This window comes from Tomitella biformata AHU 1821 (genome assembly GCF_000524475.1).
Lineage (GTDB): Bacteria > Actinomycetota > Actinomycetes > Mycobacteriales > Mycobacteriaceae > Tomitella > Tomitella biformata.
On the sequence record NZ_BAVQ01000071.1, the window covers coordinates 1 to 19342 of the forward strand.

Annotated in this window: 25 protein-coding genes and 2 tRNA genes; 10 read left to right on the forward strand and 17 right to left on the reverse strand. The window is 67.1% G+C overall.

Going from position 1 to position 19342, the window contains the following annotated elements; genetic code table 11:
- Positions 1–109: 109 nt before the first annotated feature.
- The 3 genes from TBIF_RS26500 (at position 110) to TBIF_RS16570 (ending at position 2123) form a co-directional block, all read left to right on the forward strand.
- Positions 110–241 (forward strand): hypothetical protein, encoded by a 132-nt coding sequence (locus tag TBIF_RS26500; RefSeq protein WP_268746919.1) that lies wholly within the window; start codon positions 110–112, stop codon positions 239–241.
- On the forward strand, positions 238–1290 hold the full coding sequence (locus TBIF_RS24585; RefSeq protein ID WP_158506362.1) for a tyrosine-protein phosphatase: 1053 nt from the start codon (positions 238–240) through the stop codon (positions 1288–1290). Before TBIF_RS26500 ends, TBIF_RS24585 begins: the two co-directional genes overlap by 4 nt.
- A gap of 107 nt (positions 1291–1397) precedes the next feature.
- Positions 1398–2123: an MgtC/SapB family protein gene (locus TBIF_RS16570; RefSeq protein WP_024795879.1), complete on the forward strand. Its 726-nt coding sequence runs from the start codon at positions 1398–1400 to the stop codon at positions 2121–2123.
- 444 nt (positions 2124–2567) lie between these two features.
- Here TBIF_RS16570 and TBIF_RS16575 read toward each other — a convergent pair whose 3' ends face one another.
- Positions 2568–3182 (reverse strand): DUF305 domain-containing protein, encoded by a 615-nt coding sequence (locus TBIF_RS16575; RefSeq protein ID WP_024795880.1) that lies wholly within the window; start codon positions 3180–3182, stop codon positions 2568–2570.
- A 384-nt stretch (positions 3183–3566) separates the two neighbouring features.
- Between TBIF_RS16575 and TBIF_RS16580 the strand changes: the two genes are divergently transcribed.
- Together TBIF_RS16580 and TBIF_RS16585 are read left to right on the forward strand one after the other, a co-directional pair.
- Entirely contained in the window at positions 3567–4268 is a 702-nt protein-coding gene (locus TBIF_RS16580; protein WP_024795881.1) for a response regulator transcription factor, read from the forward strand.
- A complete protein-coding gene (locus tag TBIF_RS16585) occupies positions 4265–5386 on the forward strand; it encodes a sensor histidine kinase (protein WP_024795882.1) in 1122 nt (373 codons plus the stop codon). Before TBIF_RS16580 ends, TBIF_RS16585 begins: the two co-directional genes overlap by 4 nt.
- A 354-nt stretch (positions 5387–5740) precedes the next feature.
- Here TBIF_RS16585 and TBIF_RS16590 read toward each other — a convergent pair whose 3' ends face one another.
- The 13 genes from TBIF_RS16590 to TBIF_RS16650 form a co-directional block, all read right to left on the reverse strand.
- Positions 5741–5983, reverse strand: coding sequence for a hypothetical protein (locus TBIF_RS16590; RefSeq protein ID WP_024795883.1), 243 nt, complete (start codon positions 5981–5983; stop codon positions 5741–5743).
- 376 nt (positions 5984–6359) lie between these two features.
- Positions 6360–6659 (reverse strand): HNH endonuclease, encoded by a 300-nt coding sequence (locus TBIF_RS16595; protein WP_024795884.1) that lies wholly within the window; start codon positions 6657–6659, stop codon positions 6360–6362.
- 163 nt (positions 6660–6822) lie between these two features.
- Positions 6823–8034, reverse strand: coding sequence for a phage major capsid protein (locus TBIF_RS16600; RefSeq protein ID WP_024795885.1), 1212 nt, complete (start codon positions 8032–8034; stop codon positions 6823–6825).
- Positions 8035–8305: 271 nt separating this feature from the next.
- Positions 8306–8521, reverse strand: a complete 216-nt coding sequence (locus TBIF_RS16605; RefSeq protein ID WP_148302304.1) for a hypothetical protein — start codon at positions 8519–8521, stop codon at positions 8306–8308.
- A gap of 11 nt (positions 8522–8532) precedes the next feature.
- Positions 8533–8697 (reverse strand): hypothetical protein, encoded by a 165-nt coding sequence (locus TBIF_RS25765; protein ID WP_200182810.1) that lies wholly within the window; start codon positions 8695–8697, stop codon positions 8533–8535.
- On the reverse strand, positions 8694–8822 hold the full coding sequence (locus tag TBIF_RS26505) for a hypothetical protein (protein WP_268746920.1): 129 nt from the start codon (positions 8820–8822) through the stop codon (positions 8694–8696). The genes TBIF_RS25765 and TBIF_RS26505 overlap by 4 nt, the downstream gene beginning before the upstream one ends.
- On the reverse strand, positions 8819–9259 hold the full coding sequence (locus TBIF_RS16620) for a hypothetical protein (protein WP_024795887.1): 441 nt from the start codon (positions 9257–9259) through the stop codon (positions 8819–8821). The genes TBIF_RS26505 and TBIF_RS16620 overlap by 4 nt, the downstream gene beginning before the upstream one ends.
- Positions 9260–9268: 9 nt before the next feature.
- Positions 9269–9511, reverse strand: coding sequence for a WhiB family transcriptional regulator (locus tag TBIF_RS16625; protein ID WP_024795888.1), 243 nt, complete (start codon positions 9509–9511; stop codon positions 9269–9271).
- The gene (locus tag TBIF_RS23835; RefSeq protein ID WP_024795889.1) at positions 9508–10935 is read right to left on the reverse strand and encodes an AAA family ATPase; all 1428 of its coding nucleotides are present in this window, start codon (positions 10933–10935) and stop codon (positions 9508–9510) included. The genes TBIF_RS16625 and TBIF_RS23835 overlap by 4 nt, the downstream gene beginning before the upstream one ends.
- Positions 10932–11171: a hypothetical protein gene (locus TBIF_RS25770; RefSeq protein WP_038171664.1), complete on the reverse strand. Its 240-nt coding sequence runs from the start codon at positions 11169–11171 to the stop codon at positions 10932–10934. The genes TBIF_RS23835 and TBIF_RS25770 overlap by 4 nt, the downstream gene beginning before the upstream one ends.
- An 87-nt stretch (positions 11172–11258) precedes the next feature.
- A complete protein-coding gene (locus TBIF_RS25775) occupies positions 11259–11408 on the reverse strand; it encodes a hypothetical protein (RefSeq protein ID WP_158506364.1) in 150 nt (49 codons plus the stop codon).
- On the reverse strand, positions 11405–11665 hold the full coding sequence (locus TBIF_RS16645) for a hypothetical protein (protein WP_024795891.1): 261 nt from the start codon (positions 11663–11665) through the stop codon (positions 11405–11407). The genes TBIF_RS25775 and TBIF_RS16645 overlap by 4 nt, the downstream gene beginning before the upstream one ends.
- A gap of 143 nt (positions 11666–11808) precedes the next feature.
- Positions 11809–12006, reverse strand: coding sequence for a helix-turn-helix transcriptional regulator (locus tag TBIF_RS16650; protein WP_024795892.1), 198 nt, complete (start codon positions 12004–12006; stop codon positions 11809–11811).
- A gap of 108 nt (positions 12007–12114) precedes the next feature.
- Between TBIF_RS16650 and TBIF_RS24590 the strand changes: the two genes are divergently transcribed.
- Together TBIF_RS24590 and TBIF_RS16660 are read left to right on the forward strand one after the other, a co-directional pair.
- Entirely contained in the window at positions 12115–12732 is a 618-nt protein-coding gene (locus tag TBIF_RS24590; RefSeq protein ID WP_024795893.1) for a hypothetical protein, read from the forward strand.
- Positions 12725–13855: a site-specific integrase gene (locus TBIF_RS16660; protein WP_024795894.1), complete on the forward strand. Its 1131-nt coding sequence runs from the start codon at positions 12725–12727 to the stop codon at positions 13853–13855. Before TBIF_RS24590 ends, TBIF_RS16660 begins: the two co-directional genes overlap by 8 nt.
- 89 nt (positions 13856–13944) lie before the next feature.
- On the opposite strand, the gene TBIF_RS16665 is transcribed toward TBIF_RS16660, so the two are convergent.
- Positions 13945–14017, reverse strand: a tRNA-Arg gene (locus TBIF_RS16665).
- A gap of 58 nt (positions 14018–14075) precedes the next feature.
- A tRNA-Ser gene (locus TBIF_RS16670) sits at positions 14076–14164 on the reverse strand.
- Between the two features lie 117 nt (positions 14165–14281).
- Here TBIF_RS16670 and hisC point away from each other — a divergent pair.
- Positions 14282–15367: a histidinol-phosphate transaminase gene (gene hisC, locus TBIF_RS16675; protein WP_024795895.1), complete on the forward strand. Its 1086-nt coding sequence runs from the start codon at positions 14282–14284 to the stop codon at positions 15365–15367.
- Positions 15368–15481: 114 nt separating this feature from the next.
- On the forward strand, positions 15482–17161 hold the full coding sequence (locus tag TBIF_RS16680) for a bifunctional metallophosphatase/5'-nucleotidase (RefSeq protein WP_024795896.1): 1680 nt from the start codon (positions 15482–15484) through the stop codon (positions 17159–17161).
- Positions 17162–17204: 43 nt separating this feature from the next.
- On the opposite strand, the gene TBIF_RS16685 is transcribed toward TBIF_RS16680, so the two are convergent.
- The gene (locus TBIF_RS16685) at positions 17205–18158 is read right to left on the reverse strand and encodes an alpha/beta fold hydrolase (protein WP_024795897.1); all 954 of its coding nucleotides are present in this window, start codon (positions 18156–18158) and stop codon (positions 17205–17207) included.
- A gap of 84 nt (positions 18159–18242) precedes the next feature.
- On the opposite strand from TBIF_RS16685, the gene TBIF_RS26010 reads away from it, so the two are divergent.
- Complete coding sequence (locus TBIF_RS26010) at positions 18243–19337, forward strand: DUF8606 domain-containing protein (RefSeq protein ID WP_024795898.1); 1095 nt, start codon at positions 18243–18245, stop codon at positions 19335–19337.
- Positions 19338–19342 lie beyond the last annotated feature (5 nt).

Sequence of the window (19342 nt, forward strand, 5' to 3'; positions counted from 1 at the left end):
TGACATGGAAACATCCTTCCAGCAGGACCTATGATCCCGCTATCTCGATGTCCACCAACCCTGGGGAACCTCAGAGAAAAGAGCGGCTCTCGGCGAGGTCCAAGAGCTGGTGAATCAGACGAGCCCCTTTGTCGCTCTGAGCGCGCTGACCACCCTCGTCGCGTGGAGCGACAACGTGCACGGGGTCCAGCCCACCCTGGACGGGATCTTGCTGTTCGAGAATGCATGGTTGGCAGCGTGACCGAGGCGCACTCCGGGGATTCCGCCGGATTCCAGGTGGCAATGTCCGATGGGGGAGAATTCACCCTGTCCTGGGCGCTGGACGAGGTGAGCGAGTTGACGCTGTCCGCCTCCGAGGACCCCAACGACCCCGATGCCGCGACGGTGGAGCTGGCTTTTGCCGCCGGCGGCAGCGCCGAGATCACCGGGCTGGCCCCGGACCGGCGCTGGTATTTCACCGTCGCCGGACCGACGGGCCGGGCCGTCACGTCCGGCACCCGCCAGGTGGCGTTGCGCGGCGCGCAGAATGCCAGGGACATCGGGGGGTATCCCACTGTGGACGGCCGATCCGTGCGGTGGGGCAAGGTGTTTCGCGCCGACAGCCTCAGTGCCCTCACCGACGAGGACGTCGACTACCTGGACAGATCGAGGATCCGCACCGTCGTCGATTTCCGGGGCCCCCAGGAAGTTGCCGCGGCTGGACCCGATCGGGTGTCAGCTGGCACCACCCACATCCAGACGCCGCTGATGGATGACAGCACCAACGCGTTTGCCGCCGTCATGTCGACGGCGTTGGCCGAGGGCGACAGGGACGCCGTGATCGAGATGCTCGGCGGCGGCAAGGCGGAGGAGCTCAGCGAGCACGGATTTGTACGACAACTCGGTAGGCCCACGACCATGGCTGGATATGCCGACACGCTGCGCAGGATCGCCGACGCACCGGACGAGCCGCTGCTGTACCACTGCGCGGGCGGCAAAGATCGCACGAGCATGATGACCGCGCTGTTGCTGGGGATCCTGGGTGTGCCAGACCAGGCGATCGTCGACGATTTCGTGTTGTCCAACCATTTCAACAAACACCGCAACAATCAGCGATTCGCCGCTCTGGCCGCGCGTGGGGTGGACATCGAGCTGGTCCGACCGCTGATGGAACAGCGGCCGAGCCAGATCGAAGCGGTGCTGGCCGCCATCCGTGAGCAGTACGGCGATTGGGACGCCTTCGCCCTAGAGTGCTTGAAACTATCTGCTACGGAGATCGAGTCGATCAGAAGGGCACTGCTCAGCAATTAGCCTGGGGCCGTGCAGGGTTCCGCCGGATCTCGGGGGCTTCGTCGGCGCTCTGCACGCTGATGCCAGGACAGAGGCTCTTTGAACCCCAAACCGACGAAGGAGCGTTGATGGACAACACGATCATCATCGCCCGCGTCGCACTGGGGCTTGGCCTCGGCGCGATGGTCGGCATCGAACGGCAATGGCGCGCGCGGATGGCGGGCCTGCGCACCAACGCCCTCGTGAGCCTCGGTTCCGCCCTCTTCGTGGTCATGGGCGCGTACAGCTTCGACGGCCCCGATGCGGACCCCACCCGGGTCGCCGCGCAGATCGTCTCCGGCATCGGTTTCCTCGGCGCCGGCGTGATCATGAAGCAGGGTGCCACGGTGACCGGCATCAACACCGCGGCGACGCTGTGGGCCGCGGCCGCGGTCGGCGCGCTCGCCGGCAGCGGCATGTACTGGGCAGCGGTCATCGGCACGGTCGCGATCATGGCCGCGAACACCCTGCTGCGCCCCCTCAGCCGGGCAATGGATCGGCAGCCGGTACGCGTGGGCCGCGAGATGCCCTCCGCCGACTACGTTTTCGAGGTGACCTGCCGCAAAGAGGCCGAACCCCACGTGCGCCGGCTGACGGTCCAGGCGATCAGCAGGCCCGAGTTCCAACTGCGATCGGTCCGCTCCTCCCGAACCGAAAAAGGCACAGTCACCGTCCTCGCGGAACTCACCGCGACCGAGCGCGACGACGCCCTCCTAGAGGACGCCGTCAGCCGCCTCAGCCTCGAGCCCCTGGTCACGCATGTCGCGTGGAGCGTGAGCCAACCCGACGCCGAGCCCCTCTTCGACAGCGACTAGTCCGACAGTAGGACGGCCCCTCCCTACATGAAGTACTTGAGGGAAAGTCGGTGCCCCACAACCAATTCGGCTCTACTGCCGTGACATCACGGTTCAGCAGGTCACCGACACGGTTGCCGTTTGTGTTCGGAATGGTCGTGCGGGCAGCCGCACCGCAGCTAGGCCACCATCTTCCGCCGCCCATAGAGCCCTCCGCGGCGAACTTGCGGGTGCCGGCGGGTAAACCAGGATCGGTAGGCCCTCGCGGCGATCTGCTCGAATACGCAGCCCCAGGAGATGCTGGTCCAGCGGCCCAGCGATCGCGCCGCCGTCGAGGCGCACAAGGACCGGATCTCGCCGTGCGCCCCGTGCCCGGCGTGCTCGGTATGGCTCCCCTCGGCCAGGCCCGAGGGGATGCTCAGGGCTGGCCATGGGCGGGATTCCTGACGGTGGTGGGACTGGCTGTTACAGCGTGGTCAGCAGTTGCCGCATGACGTCGATCTCCTGCTGCTGCGTATCGATGATGACCTGCGCCATCTCGAGCGCGTCGGGGAATTGGCCGTCGGCCAGCTCGTCCTCTGCCATGCCGATCGCGCCCTCGTGGTGGCCGATCATCTGCGTGAGGAACAGCTTCGACGCGTCGTCTCCCTGGGCGTCGGTCAGGTCCTGCAGATCCTGCTCGCTGAGCATGCCCTCCATTGTGGACATGTCGTGGCCCATGCCGGGCATCTCCGTCGGCTCGCCCCACTGCCCGAGCCAGCCGGTCAGCTCCGTCAATTCCGGGGCCTGCGCGGCCTTGATCTCCTCGGCCAGCGTCACCATCGGCTCGGAGATCCCCTCCTTGGCCAGCAAGATATCGCTCATTTCCACGGCTTGGGCGTGGTGCGGGATCATCATCTGCGCGAACATCACGTCCGCATCGTTGTGCGCCGCCGCGGAGGCTGGAGTCTGTGCGGCGCTCGCGCTGGTCGTCGTAGTGGCAGTCGCGTCCGAGACGGCGGAGTCGCCGCTCCCACACGCGGTCAGCCCCAGAACCAAGACGATAGCGGCGGCGCCTACTGCGAGAGATTTCTTGCTCATGTCACGGTGTCCTTTATTCGGAGGGCGGAGGGGCGCCTCGGGCTCGGACCTGGCTACCGGGTCCGAGCCACGGAAGAGAGTGGTGATCAGGGAGATCACCAACGCCCACAATGCGAGCACGCCGGCGATAGCTGCCATCCGATCCAGTTCATCGAACCCCTGCCTGTCATGTCTTGCATTCTCCGCCGCTGTGCCTCACACAGCGTGACGCGTGGACCCCGTGATTCGGGTGTTCGTTTCATGAAGGTTTGGTCAAGAAGTACGGCCGGGGCGTCGCGGGCGGGCAGCGCTGGCGATGATGGAGCCATGGCCCCACACCCGGACACTGTCGCTACAACCAGCCGCCAGGCCCCGGCGCCGCGCCCGCCGACCGGGCTGCGGGCGATGGTCGTTGAGGACGAGGCGGCGCTGGCAGTACTCATCGCATCATATTTGGAGCGCGACGGGTTCGAGGTGATCATCGCCGGCGACGGGCACGACGCGCTGGAACTCGCACGGCAATTCGACCCCGACGTCGTGGTCCTCGACCTGGGCCTACCCCGGCTCGACGGCGTCGAGGTGTGCCGGCGGCTACGCACGTTCTCCGACGCGTACGTCGTCATGCTCACCGCGCGCGCTGAGGAGATCGACACCGTCATCGGGTTGTCCGTCGGCGCCGACGACTACCAGACGAAGCCCTTCAGCCCCCGGGAACTGATGGCCCGCATCCAGGCCATGATGCGCCGCCCCCGCACGCGGTTAGCAGTTGGCGTGATCCGAGCGCGGGAGGTGCGGATGATCGGAGCTCTGTCCGTCGACATCGACGCCCGCGAGGTGACCGTCGAGGACACCCCTGTGTCGTTGACCCGCACGGAGTTCGACGTCCTGGCGGCACTGTCAAGGGACCCCGGATTCGTGCTCTCCCGCTCCCAGCTGATCGCCGCGGTATGGGGGCCGTCGTGGGTCGGCGACGAGCACCTGGTCGACGTGCACATCGGCCACCTGCGCCGCAAGCTCGGCGACGACGCCAGCCGCGGCCGTTACGTGCGCACCGTCCGCGGCGTCGGCTACCAGATGCGGACGGGCCAGAGGGGGATGACGCGGTGACCTCACCAGGAAAACTCGCCGCGACCAGTTTCGGCACCCGGCTACTCGTCGCGGTGACGGCGGTGGTCATCGGCTGCGCCGTCAGCGCGTGGCTCGTCGCGGCCGCCGTCGCGCCCGGCATATTTCAGGACCACCTCGGCCAGGCGGGCATCGACCAGCTCTCCGAGGAGGCTGCCCACATCGAGGAGGCCTACACCTGGTCCATGACACTGACCTGGTCAATCGCTCTGTCGGTCGCGGTGCTGCTCGCCCTGGCGGTCAGCTGGTTCATCGCGCGCCGGGTCCAACACTCCATCGCCGCAGTGACCGCGTCCGCGGCGCAGATCACGGGCGGCCGCTACGGGGTCCGCGTCGCCGGCCCCGGGTTGGGCCGCGAGTTCGACCAGCTCACCGCAGCCTTCAATGAGCTCGCCCACCGGCTGGAAGAGACCGAGTGCACCCGCAGGCAGATGCTGTCCGACCTCGCCCATGAGATGCGCACTCCCCTGGCCACCATTGACTCGCATCTCGAGGCCCTCGAAGACGGCATCCGTGAACTCGACACCGACACCATGGAGATCCTGCGCCTGAGCACCCACCGCCTGGGCCGCCTCGCCCGCGACATCACCGCCGTCTCCCGCGCGGAGGAGGGCCGCGACCGCATCGCCGCGGTCTCAGTTCCGACGGCAGACCTGATCGACACCGCGATCCGCAGCGTTCAGGAGCGCTACGACGACAAGGCCGTCACCCTAATCGGGCAGGTGCGGTGCGCGGCTACAGTGACCGGAGACCCCGACCGGATGGGCCAGGTGCTCGGGAACCTGCTCGAAAACGCCCTGCGCCACACGCCCGCCGGCGGCACGGTCACCGTCACCAGCCAGATGGCCGGACGCGGACACGTCGAGATCATCGTCGCGGACACCGGCGAGGGCATCGCGCCGGAGCATCTGGAGCACCTGTTTGACCGGTTCTACCGCGCCGACACCGCTCGCGATCGCCAGCACGGCGGCAGCGGGATCGGGCTCACAATCACCCGCGCCCTCGTCGAAGCGCACGGGGGCACCATCCACGTCCACAGCGACGGCCAGGGCCACGGCGCGAGGTTCACCGTGTCATTTGCGTGCGGCTCGGATCGATGACCTCAGTCCATAGCCGGTGCCGGACGTCTCCCATATCCTCGAGGCTCTCGATCCGCAAAGAGATGGGTAAAAGGGTGAGACACGAAAAAGCCCCAGATCATCCGATTTGCGAAAATCGTCTGACCTGGGGCTATCTGTGCGCCCGAAGGGATTCGAACCCCTAACCTCCTGAAAGACAAGAGCTTTCGCCGGCATCCCCGCTGGTCCTGTACATGCTGGTCAGTGCGGTATCGATGCTGGACACTCCCACGACTTCACGCCGATTCCTAGAGTTTCGGGGTGGTAAAGGGGTGACAAGAGCACTGCCGCCCTCGCAAGCTCGGTTGCCGACGGGGTACAACTTGCCCGGCCTACTCAGCTCAGCAGTATCCGGCGGGCCTCATCGTAGGTGACGGCTGCGTGCAGGATCGTGGCTTCTTCCCCGTCCTCGCCATGCCGACAGATCTGGAAGCTCTCGGTCGAGCCGGCCGAACCAGAGCCATCGCCAATCGAGCTGAACGCCACGTAGAGCCCATCCGGCGCAATCTCGTTGAGCTCGTCCGCACGAACTTGGGTGACGGCAGCCGCCTGAACAATCTCGCTTACATTCTTGATCATGCGGGAAAGTCTCACATGGTCCGCGGGCAACCGTGGGGATATGACTACGGTTGCCCCTAGGGCCCTCGAGATCGCGGGCTCGGCTCGTCTCCCGCCACACCGTTGGTCGGCAATGGCGGGCTTTTTACGCGGGCCTGAAACTCACAGTGCAGCAGCGGCCCGAAACGCCTGTATCGGCACGTCAGAGCCTGTTTGCTCGTAGCTCCTGGCTGCGGGGGGATATCGCGCCATCGTCAACCCCTGGGGTGGCGGGCGATGGCGACCGACCGTGATCTACAGGGGCCATCCCTCGTGGAAAATGCTGGAGAGATTCGCTGCCACTGCCCACCGTAAGGGTGGCGGGCGATGGCGATCAGTCGTGATCTCGGGTGCCCCGTCACCACCACTGGCGGGTGGTCAGCGTCGCGGTGGGCTGCGGGCCCAGTGCGGGGCGTAGGTGGTCTCGGCTGCCGTCCTGACGGCTTCTATTGCAGTGCATGTGAAGAAGCCTGTCGGCCTTGGTGCCGCCCTTGGATCGAGCGATGCTGTGGTCAGCGTCGAGCTTCTGCGACTTGTACATCGGCTCTCCGCACCACCAGCACTTTGTGCCATCTCGGTGCGCTCGGAGCAGCCGCTCACGCTGGTGGCGGTGGTCCCAGCCGAGGCCGCGCTCGCGGTCAGATTTCGTCTTGCGCATCTTTTCCTCTCGGTAGCAGAGCACCCCGGCCTCGTAGTGAGACCGGGGTGCTGCTGTTCGGCGCTGGTCAGGTCACTGCGGCCTGAGCGGGCTACTCGCTGTCCATCGCTCCACCGACGCTGATTCAGGGCGTGGTGGCGACGTTGACGCCGAGGCTGTGGGCCTACGCGCTGGCTGTGGTCATCTTCACGACGCCGAGGGGCTGGTAGACGCTGACGTGGTAGCGGCTCTCGCAGCGGGCGCGCAGCTGGTTCTTGGAGAAGTCGTCGCCGACGCTGTCGGACCAGAGCACCTCGATCTGTCCGTCGGTGTCGACAGCGACCGTGCTCGGGTCGAGCAGCATCCCTGTGTTGGCGGGCAGTGCGGTGCAGATCGCGACAGGCACGCTCCACAGGGTGCGCTTGGCGCGGTCCACCGGTCCACCGAGCTCGAGGCTGCCCGCGGTCGTGGTGCGTGCGAGCTCGAGGGATTCCCAGTCGGTCGGGCTCAGGACGAACAGACCTGCCCGGTGTCCGATGGACTCCACCGCGGTGACCGACTTGCGCGTGGTCGTCAGCAGATCAGTGGCGAACGCCTGCGTCTGGATGCCGACGGTGTTGAGCAGCCCGGTCAGCTGGCCTGTGCCTGTGCCGTTGAGCAGCTGGTCCTCGAGGGCGAGGTGCAGGCCGTGCAGTAGCTCATCGGTGATGAACTGCTCGAGGTTCGCCACGTCTCCGAGGACGTACTTGTCGATGGCCTCGGAGATGTGGGCAATGACCTTGAGCTCTCCCTCGACCGGGGTAAGGCCGTATGCGCTCGTCGGCTTCGCCGCGCCGGCCGCGACGACTGCGGCGGCGTTGGTGCGTGCGGTCTGCTGAAGCCAACGGAACACGGGGCTGGACTGGGTGACCACCGGGAGCGCGGCGAGCAGCTCCGAGAGCGGCTTGGCGTCGGTGACGATATTGGGGCTCATCGTCACGGACACTGCGGTCTGTCCGGCGGGGAGCAGCGCCTTGGCGCCGGTGGGAGATCCGCCAACCATGCCCCTGATGGCGCGGTTGGCGAGGCCGGAGAACGACTTTGCGGAGGTGTCCATGTAGCCGCGGCCGGTGCGCTCGACCGTGCTCTCGTATCGGCCTGTCATGTGGTTGAGGGCTCCGAGGCTCTTCGTGCCAGTGCCGGGGCCGAAGTGCTTTTCGGTCGACTCCTGGCTGGCTCCGACGCCGAAGATGTCGACCAGCTTCTGGGATTGGATATCGAGCTCCTTGACCTGCTCGACTATGCCCTCGATGGCGGACTGCTCCTCGGGGGTGAGCTCGCGGCCCTCGGCCTTGGCTCCGTCGAGGATTGCTTCAGCGGACTTGAGCGCGGCGGCTCGGGTGTTTTTGATGGTCATGTTTCTGCCTCCTGGCAGCTCAAACGAAGTGTGTGGGTGGGGTGCCAGGGAGACGGGCGGGTTGGGATGGCCACACCCTGCGCTTTCGCCAGGGGGACGGGCCCGTGTACCGATGGTCTCAATCTGGTCTTGCGGTCGTGCTGTTGCGGTTGGCCGGCGGGGTCGCTGTGGTCTTACCGGGCGTACCGATCAATCGGTACCTCGGGGACGGTGTGCGCCGCGCCGCCAGCCAACTGCTAGTGAGAACTTTCCCTAGTGCTCGTGTTCGACCCTACAGGCTTGCGGCAAGTCCGTGCAGCCACAGCGCGCGGGCACCATCGGGGTCGTCGGTCTCGCGACACACTGCAGCGGCGAGAGCTGCGAGCGCTGCCGCGAATTGCGGCCAGTTCTCCGACTGCGCGACCTCGACGGCGACGAGCTCCTGGACGTACTGGTCTCCGTCGATGGCGGCGACGATCATGCGGGCGGCTTGCTGGGGGTGGGTCATGTTGTGCTCCTTCATCGGTGAGTTCCCTTGCGGCTCAAGGTGCCCCAGCGGGTGGCGTCCCAGTGGTCAGCGGCGACGGGGTCGCGGGTCTCGACGACCTCCTCCTCGCGGCCGTCGACGAACTTGGCGACCACGCGGCGCAGCGGGCCCGGCCTTGGATCGGCGGTGTCCATCATTTCCCCCGGTGGGTCGGGCAGACCTGGCTGTGGTGGCGGGTCAGATGCGCACAGCCGCCGTGCTTGCAGCGGAGTGCCGGCCGCTTGGTGCGTGCCTTGCCGACGGCGAAGTGGAGGGTGCTCATGCTGCATCGCCTCCACCCGGCACGACGGCCAGTGCGACGACCTTCTCGACGATCAGCTTGGACGGGGGCACGACGTGGACCACGACGTGCGTGCCCTTGTGCGGTGCGGGCTCGATGGTGTGCGGCTCGTCGCGGGTGGGGTCGAAATGCCACTGGTGGGTATAGCCATAACCGGGACCGAGCTCGACGTGTGAGACCACCGGGCGGCCGTCAGAGTAAACGTTGGGCGTGTGCCCGTACTCCTCGGCGACCTGGCTCAGCTGGTGGCCCAGCATGGTGATGGCGTCGGCGGGGAGCTCGAGCTCGTCGGCGAGGTCGGCGGGCAGATCGGGGTGACTCATGATCGCCTCGGTGGCCCAGCCGGTGACCTCGGCGACGATGCAGGCGGCCCAGACGAGGACGTCGCCGGCGGTGTAGGTGGTGCGGTAGATGGTCATGTTCTTCTCCTAATGGTTGACGAGCGATTCAGAACAAGCTGCGCGTGCCGGACAGGTGCGGCACAGCGCGGTCAGGCGTGCGCGGGCGGCGCTGGGGTCGGCGTTCGGCTGGGGGTGGAGGGCCTCGTCGACGAGCCGCCAAGCGCCACGGCAGGCGGCGTCGGTGAGGTTGGGCCGGTCCGTGAGAATCTCGGCGAGCAGGGACAGGTCGCCGGGCTGATACCGCGGGGGCATCCGCTTCTTCGGGGTCATGCGACGGCCTCCTCGTTGGCCTTGCCGACGATGCACGCGACACACTTGCCCGTGGTGCCAAGCGGCTTGGAACAGGTCGGACAGGGCAAGGAGGCGGCGGGATTCGCTACACCCTGCGACGTTGCCGCCTTGCCGCCTTGGGCCTCTTCACTACCTTGGCCACCCCCGCTGACCTGCAAGGTGGCAGAAGATTGCAAGGCGGCAGGCTCTACAGGTGTCGGTAATGTTGGCTGCGATGTTGCCGCCTTGGCGTCGGTTCGCCGCCACCACCACACGCCGGGGATCTCCGGCCGGTACGCCTCGATGATCTCCTCCTCCTTGTTGATGCGCTCCTTGGCACGGCGGGCCTTGTCTGCGGAGTAGCCGGCATCCCCCGCGGAGCTGTAGACCTCCTTCGCGAGCACCGGGCCGTCGGCGAGCAGATCGAGTAACCACGCGTCGAGCGCGTCATGCGCGCCGGACTCCCTCGCGGGGCCGGCCGCCTGCGAGCGGAGGACGTCGCCGACAGTGCGGTCGGATTCGCCGATGATGACGAACCGGCCTACGTCCGCTGATTTGCCGCTGTCGGTGGTGACGGTGTGGGACTCGATCCGGTACGTCAGCGCGAGGTCCTCCTCCCCGATGCTGTTCTTCTCTTGCGAGAGGATCCGGTCGCCCTCGTCGCCCTCGGTGTCCTTCGCGAACCCGAACACGGCGCGCGCTACTTCGCCGAACGCGGACGAGCCGTTGATGCCGGCCACCACGTCGCCGTTGCCGGACTTGTTCAGGTGCGCGATGCCGAGCACTACGCCGTCGATCTTCTCGGCGAGCTTGGACCACGGCTCGATGAGCGAGCGCACTTCGTTGTTGCGGTTGACGTCGGTCTTGGATCCGATGGTGGACATGAGCGGGTCGACGACAACGAGCTTCACGTTCGCGGCGAGCAGCTGCTCGGTGAGTTCCTCCATGTCGTGTGAGGACAGGAACCGGACCTCTTCGCCGTCGAGGTTCACCCGCGGCATGTAGACCTTGTCGAGGTCCGCGCCGGCCGCGCGCAGGCCGGGCTTGACGACGTACTTGGCGGACTCCTCTGCGGCGATGTAGGCGACGCCGACGGGCCTGCCTTCCCAGCATCCGGCGAGGGTGCCGGTTGAGGCGCTGGCGGCGAACCAGCGTCCGGCGGTGGACTTTCCGGCGCCGGGACGCCCTGCGAAGAGGGCCAGCGCGCCGACGGGGACGCGCCCTTTCTCTCCGTAGTTCCACGCCCACACGGGGACGTCGTCGCGCTCCTGGGAGAACGCGGACAACGTCACCGCGCGCCGCGGTTCCGTCGGGCTATTCTTCCTTTCTGGAAGAATTGAATCCTCGGTGATCTGGTCCCGTTCGCGGGCCTCGTCGAGCAGGGCGTCGAGGTCGGTCTCGGGGCCATAGCTTCCGTAGCTCACGCCGCCACCCTTCCGGCCACAATGGCCAGCGCCTCGCGCTCGAGCTCGCCAGCGCCCTGCCATGCCTCGCGGACTTCCTCGAGGGAATAGCCCGGGCAGAGGCCGGCAGAGAGCAGGTGCAGGCAGGCCTCCGCGCGGCCACGAGGACTAGGTGCGTCGTAGTCGATGGGCCAGGGGTGTTGCCGCGCTACGCGCTGGCGAGGGGCGAGCGGGCGGTGCTGCAATTTAGCTACCATGGTGCTGTCTCTCTCTTGAGCTCGCGGGGCCGGCCGGACTATGGTCGGCCCCTTCTCGATGGCGGTGCAGCGCCGTTGGTGGATGGATCAGGTGAGGTTCTCGCCCAGGGCCAGCGCGAGCTTGCGCGCCGACCAGGTGTCGACGGTGATCTCGACGAGCTCCCCCTCGACGTTGCGGACGGTGAGCGTGGCGCGCGCGCCGTCGACCTCGACGTGGGGCAGGTAGCTGGGCATCATGCGGACACCCCCAGCGAGACCAGGATCTCCACAGCGCCGATGACCGTGCAGTAGGTGACGATCAGGGCCAGGACGGTCAGTGCGAGGTTGCCGGCCAGCTCCCAGCGGGCGGCGCGCTTGGCTGCTGCGTCGTCGGCGAGGATCTCGGCGAGCAGCTCGGAGACTGTGCGGCCCTCGTCGGTCGCCTGCATGATGAGTGAGGTGGCGTCCCAATCGGCGAGCGGCGGGTGCGGGTGGCGGTTCGGTACGGTAGTCATGGAACTACTTCCTTCGTGAATGCTGGTGGTGGTCTCGTTGCCCTCGATGCCCTGGCCGGCGTCGGGGGCGTTTTGGTCTGTCCTGTGGACTCCAGGCTCTTGAATCCCTGGGATGTACTGCACTGGTGTTGCGCCGCGCATGGCTACGCGGCCTCGACGCCGAGCAGGTCGAGCAGCTCCCGGGTGGGGATCACGTAGCGCGAACCCATCCGGATAACGCGGACTGGGAACTCCCCCTTCTGGGCGAGCGCGTAGGCGGTCGATTTGCCGATGCCTAGCGCGCGGGCTGCCGTCTGCAGGTCGGTGGTCACTCCGAGTCCGAGTGCTTCTGTGCGGTCCATCGTTGCCTCCAATTTCGTGATCTCGTTCAGATCCGATTATTTGAACGTGTTCACGGATAGTTCTATCAGAGCTTCGCGATTCCCGCAATCTCTGCGTATCCTTACGACATGTCGAAATCTTGGGCCGACGAGCAGACGGCGCGTATTGCAGCAGAAATAAAGGCACAGAGGGGCAAGCGCAGTGGAAAGTGGCTAGCGGATCGAACCGCGGAGTTGGGGCACGGCGTCTCACGAACAACCATCTCGGAGCTCGAGACCGGCAAGAGGAAGAGCGTCACTGTTGCCGAGCTCCTCATCCTCGCTCTTGCGCTTGAGGTTCCTCCCCTGCAGCTACTCTTCCCGCGCCTGCCTGACGGACCCGTAGAGCCATGGCCGGGCGCACAAATGCCCACCTACGAAGCAATTCAATGGGTATCGGGTCACCGCGCCCCCTTCTACCTAGAGTCAGGGCACTTAGCCTGGAAAGAAGCGGCTCCTGGGCCACTTGGGCAGACTTGGACCTGGCTCAAAATCAATAATTCCATCGAGGACGCCAGCATTCTCGTTGAAGAGGCAGCGAGGCACGCCCAACACCTCCAGAACTTCCCTGGCGGCGAGATAACCCCACAGGAAATAGAGGACGCCGCCGCGGCTTACGAATTAGCGTGTTTCCGCCTCGAGGACCTGGCCTCCATCCGTCGCGACCTCGAGGCTCGGATTCAACGCGACGAGCAATCCGATGGCTAGGCCGCCGCTCCCCCTTGGCACCTGGGGCACCGTCACCCGCAAGGAAATATCCGAGGGGCGCTGGCGGGCTCGGGCGAAGTACCGCGACCTCGACGGAATCACCCGCAGGCTCGAGCGGTTCGACACCTCTGCGGCGAAGGCAGAGCGGTCCCTCGTCCAGGCGGCGAGGGACAGGCGCAAGCAATCCGGCGGCGACACGCTCACCGCGGAGTCCACCGTCGCGCAGCTGCTCGACAACTGGATCGACAACGCCGACGACGGCACCCGGCGCCCGCAGACCCTCGACGACTACCGCTCGTCCATCGAGGGCCATATCCGGCCAGGCATCGGCGAGGTGCGCATCCGAGAGGCGACCGTCGGCAACCTCGACAGGTTCCTGCGCGGCATGGCCGGCGACGGTATCCGCAAGCGCACGCGCACGGTTCTGATGCTCGCGTTCGCCTACGCGGCCCGGCTCGACCTCGTCGACACCAACCCTGTGCGCGACACCTCGACCGTCCGCAAGCAATCCGCCGGCGTCGAGGTGCCCACCATCGCCGACGCCCACCGCTACCGAGCGGCCATCGCAGAGTGGTGCGGCGGCAACAAGACTGGGCCACCTCGAGGGAATGGTCTCCTCGAGGTGGTGGACGTCGTGCTCGGAACCGGGCTGCGGCCTGGCGAGGTGCTGGCGCTGCGCGTCGAGGATCTCGATATCAAGGCCGGCACCCTCACGGTGGCGGGCACGGTCGTGGGCAATCAGCGTCAGCCGACGCCAAAGACGCGCAAGGGTCACCGGACTGTGCGCCTGCCAGCGTTCGCGCTCAAGGCACTACAGCAGCGTCTAGACGATCCCCTCGTCGACCTGACCGGGATGCTGTTCCCCTCGTCCACCGGGACTGTGCGCAGCCGGGCCAACCTCGACCGTCAACTGCGCGAAGCTCGGCCCGATGATCTCGTTCACATCACCCTGCGAGCACTGCGCAGATTGGCGGCCACGACCGTCGACCAGGCGCTCGGGCTCGAGGCTGCATCCCGTCAGTTGGGGCACTCGGGCACTGCGGTCACAGAGCGCCATTACGTCGACAGGCCGGACGTGGGGCCGGACGTCGCAGAGGCTCTCGGGGTGCTCGCGCCCCAGTAGCCAGAGTTTAGGGGTGGTTTAGGGGTGAAACACGAAAATGCCCCAGGTCTTACGGCTCGTGAAAACACCGTCTGACCTGGGGCTATCTGTGCGCCCGAAGGGATTCGAACCCCTAACCTCCTGATCCGTAGTCAGGTGCTCTATCCGTTGAGCTACGGGCGCATCTTTAGTTGTGCCAGGGCTTTCACTCTGGCTCCGTCGTGAACCATACACGACGTTGCGGAGGCGAGAGGATTTGAACCTCCGGTCCCCTTTAAGGGGGACAATTCATTAGCAGTGAATCCCATTCGGCCGCTCTGGCACGCCTCCTCGGCCCTCGCAGGCCAACGGGAGACAGATTACACATGCTGGAGCTTGGAAGGCAAAACGGCTGGTTATGACCAGCACTCTCGCCCTTGCCAACCAGGTAGACCATACTTAGCTCTCGTGGAACCACGAACTCGCCCCGACCTCGAATCGCTGCCCGCCTACGTGCCTGGCCGCTCCGCACCCAACCTCATCAAGCTCGCGAGCAACGAGACCACATTCGGGCCGCTGCCCACCGTCGCGAAGGCGATCGCGGACGCCGCGGCCAACGCCAACCGTTATCCGGACATCGGCGCGGTCGCACTGACGGAGGCCCTCGCGACCAAGCTCGGCGTCCGGCCCGACGAGGTCGCGGTGGGTTGCGGCTCCGTCGCCTTGTGCCAGCAAATCGTGCAGGCGACATGCGTCGGCAGCGACGAGGCCCTGTTCGCATGGCGCTCCTTCGAGGCGTATCCCATCGTGGCGCAGGTCGCGGGCGCGACGCCCGTGCCCGTGCCCCTGGACGCGAACGCGACGCATGACCTCGACGCGATGGCCGCCGCCGTCACCGAGCGCACCCGCATCGTGTTCATCTGCAACCCCAACAACCCGACGGGCACTGTGGTCGGCGAGGCCGCGATCGAGCGGTTCATCGCCGCCGTCCCGAAGCACGTCGTGGTGGTGCTCGACGAGGCGTACATCGAGTACATGCGCGCCGGCGACGGCCGCACCGACAACGACCCGAACGGGCAGGTCCCCGACTCCCTGGCCATCGCGAAGCGCCACAGCAACGTCGTCATCCTCCGCACGTTCTCGAAGGCCTACGGGCTGGCGGGGCTCCGCGTGGGCTACGCCGTCGGCGCCCCCACGGTGATCGCGGCGCTGCGCAAGGTGTTCATCCCGTTCAGCGTGAGCTCGGTTGCGCAGGCCGCGGCGATCGCGAGCCTCGAGGCGCAGGACGAACTGCTGGCGCGCACCGACGCCGTGGTGGCCGAGCGCGCCCGGATGCGCGCGGCGCTGACCGCCGCCGGGTACGACGTGGCCCCCAGTGGCGCGAACTTCCTGTGGCTGCCGCTCGGCGCCGGCTCGCAGGACTTCGCCGCCCGCAGCGCCGAGGCCGGCGTGCTGGTGCGTCCCTACGGCGACGACGGTGTGCGGGTGACGGTGGGCGCGCCCCACGAGAACGACGCGTTCCTCGCCTTCGCGGCACAGGCTGCCAGCCAATAACTGATGCCAACCTGGGGGCGTAAGTTCACCAATCTGTGACCTTCGCAGGGCAAGGTGGTTCAAGTCTTGCGGCGACCGCTCACTGCGGTCGCCTATCACCGTGGAAGGAGCTCAGTGCGCCGACGCGTCGCCTCACTGGGCTCTCTTGCCGCCGCCCTGTCGCTCGCGTTGACCACCGCTCTCACCGTCGCCCCGGCGCAGGCCAACCCGCTTGCGGGCCCCGGCCAACAGGTTGCAGCCCAGCAGACGGCCGATATCCGGCTGCTGGCGATCAACAGCTTCGGCGGCGCGCTGTCGCCGCCCGAGGGGCCGCAGTCCACGATCACACGCCCGGACGGGACCACGGCCCCCGCGGGCGGCGCCGCCTATTTGTCGGCCTACTTGGAGCAGTTGCGGGCGACGTCGCCGAACTCGCTGTTGTTCACCGTCGGCGACAATGTGGGGTCCACCCCACTCGAGTCCTCGCTGTTCCACGACGAGCCGACCATCGAGTTCCTCAACTCGCTGAACATCGCGACCTCGGCAATCGGCAACCACGAGCTCGACGCGGGCTTCACCGAGCTCCTGCGGCTCAAGAACGGCGGCTGCCACCCGGTGGACGGCTGCCAATTCGGCGAGGGCTTCAGCGGGGCGAGATTCCCCATTGTCGCGTCGAACATAGTCTTCGACAACGGCCGCCCGGCGACCCTGCCGTTCACCGTCAACTTCGCGGGCACAATCCCCGTCGGGACCATCGCGATCACCCCCGCAGACACCCCGTCCCGCGTAACGCCCGACGGTGTCGCGGGGCTCCGGTTCACGGATGAGATCACCGAGATCAATCGCACCGCAGACCTTTTGGACTTTCTCGGCGTCAAGACAATCGTGCTGCTTCTGCACGAGGGCATCCCCACCGAGGGCTGCGACGCCGCTGGCCGGGTGCATGAGGTGGCCAGCGCCGCCTCCCCCAAGGTCGACGTGATCTTCACCGGGCAGAACTCCGGCCAGTACAACTGCGTCCTGCCGGATCCTGACGGCAGACCGCGCTCGGTGCTGCAGTCCAACGGCCGCGGACGCGGCGTGTCCGTCGCCGACGTCACCGTGGACCTCGCCACCGGCGAGGTGCTCCGCGATCGTGTCGCGACGTTCAATCAGGTTGTCACCCGCGACATCACGCCGAATCCAACAGCGGCCGCCCTCGTGGCGCGCGCCGAGGAGCTGTCCGCGGAGACGTCGCAGCGCCCCATCGGCGAGGTCAGTGAGAAGATCGATCGCCACCGGGACGAGACCGGGCAGTCCGCGCTGGGCAACCTGGTGGCCGACGCGCAGTTGGCCGCGACGACCGCCAGCGGCGCGCAGGTGGCGCTGACGAACCCCGGCGGCCTGCGCGCGAGCCTCGAGAAGGGGCCCGTCAACTACGCCAGCGCCCACAACGTGCAGCCATTCCGCAACCAATTGCGTACCCTGACCTTGACCGGGGCCCAGTTGAATGCCGTTCTGGAGCAACAGTTCCGGTCAGATGGCGACGTCGTGCTGGCCCCCTCCGCGAACCTCGCCTACGACGTGTCCGCCGCCGCGCCCGCCGGGCAGAAGGTCCGCAACCTGCGCATTGCGGGGGTGGAGGTCGCGCGTGACGCCCTGGTCCGCGTGACGGTCAACAAGTTCCTCGCAGAGGGCGGCGACGGCTTCACGGAGCTGGCGAAGGGCGTCGACGTGGTCGGCGGGCCGACCGACCTCGGCGCGTTCGCCGACTATCTCAGCGCCGCGTCGCCAGTCGCCGCGCCCGCCCGCAATCGCATCGGGTCGGTCAACTAACCCCGCCCTCAGCAGCCTTCCTCCCGGTCGATGGGGCGAAACTTTACTCGGAGATCCGGACGCGCGACGCGGAGTGAAGCCGCTCCAGCCACCGGAGGATGTCGGCGTACACCTGCTCGCGGTTGACCTCGGCCAGCATCTCGTGCCGACCGCCCGGGTAGATCCGCACCGTCACGTCCCCGCTCCCCGCACGCAGGAACCCGGCCGCGACCCGCCGCACCCCGGTCCCTCGACCGCCGACCGGATCCTCACCTCCGGAGAACAGCAGGACCGGGGTCGACGGGTCCATGCGGCGCAGATTCTTGCGGTTGCCGATGCCCCGCGCGCCCACGAGCAGGTCCCGCGAGAGGCCAATCGTCGCGGGGAATCCGCACAGCGGGTCCGCAAGGTTCGCGTCGACCATCGCCGGATCCCGCGAGAACCAGTCCGCCTCCGTCCGGGTGGGCGCGAACCGGCGGTTGTACGAGCCGAAGGGCTTCTGCAGCAGCGCGCTCACCACGTTCGCGCCGCGCACCCGCGCCAACCCGCTCAGCGCCGCCGCGCCTGCCCCCGCGGCCAGCGTCGGCACATGGCCGGTGCCGGAGAGCAGTGCGCCGGCCACCGTGCCCGGATAGTCGATGAGATATTGACGGGTCAGCAGCGAGCCCAAGCTGTGGCCGAGTAGAAAGTGCGGGACATCGGGATGGCGTTGCATCGCAAGCGACCTCGCGGTCCGCACATCGCGGACAACGGTATTCCAGCCGTCGTGCTCGGCGAAATAGCCCCACTCCCCGGGTCCGGCCGTCAATCCGTGCCCGAGGTGATCCTCCCCAAGCACCGCGTAGCCGGCCGCCGTGAGGAATCGCGCGAACTCCCTGTACCGGCCGATATGGTCCGCCATGCCGTGCACGATCTGCACCACCCCGCGCGGCGGTCCGTCCGGCAGCCACTCCTGGACATGACAGCGATGGACGCCGTCGGCCGAAGCGAAACTGAGCTGATCCTGGTCCCCATTCACCTCTCCCAACGTACTGGAACCTGCCCCCACCGGCCCTGATCGGCGGCGAGCCATGCCTCACGTGCCGGACGCTATGCTCCGCCTATGACGGTGAAGCTCGGCATTTGGCGGATCGACGGGGATCGCGCGCAGCGGCTGCCACCCCGGGTAATCGACTCGGAGGAGCGCCTAGAGCGCATCCTCGAATCGCACCTGGACATCCTGGGCTTGGGGGATCTGCTATCGATCGGCCGGCAGGTGATCACCGAGTTCGGCAAGCGCATCGACCTGCTGGCCATCGATGAGCAGGGGGACCTGCATCTCATCGAGTTGAAGCGCGACAAGACCCCGAGGGATGTCGTGGCGCAGGCCCTCGAGTACGGCTTCTGGATTCGCGGCCTGTCCACCGAGGACGTCGTGGGCCTGTATGCGCGCCACCATGAGGGCAAGCGGTTGGAGACCGCGTTCAGCAATCACTTCGGCGTCAACTTCCCGGAGCAGATCAACACGGACCACCATCTGGCGATCGTCGCCACCGAGATGACCACCAGCACCGAGCAGATCGTGGACTACCTCCGCGGATACGGCGTGCCGATCAACGTCCTATTCTTTGAATACCTGCTCGACGACGGCCGCGAGTTCCTCGCCCGCTCGTGGCTCAGCGACCCCGACGTGGAGCCCGCACCCTCGGCGACCACCCGGCGCCAACCACACTGGAACGGCGTGGACTTCGCCGTCGCGGTCGGCGAGAGCGAGCATCGGAACTGGGATGACATGCGCCAGTACGGCTTTGTCTCAGCCGGCCATGGCCCGAAGTACCGCAAAGCCATGGCCAGGCTCTTCGAGGGGGCCCGCGTCTGGGCGATGATCCCCGGCACCGGATACGTCGGAGTCGGCAAGGTCCTCGCGCCGGCAGTCGCGGTCCGGGACTTCATCGTGGCCGCCGACGCCGGCGACGTCCCTATCCTGGGATTGCCTCTGCGCGCGGAGGCGATGGGCGCGGAATCTCACGACGAGGACCTCAGCGAATACGTGGTCCGGGTCCGATGGATCGACAGCCGCCCCCGCAGCGAGGCGCACTGGGAGTCCGGGATGTTCGCCAACCAGAACGTCGTCGCCAGGCTCACCCAGCCCTTCACGCTGCAGCGGCTGCCCGAGATCTTCGACGCCGACTTCGACGCGGAAGAGGAAGAGGACTGATTCCG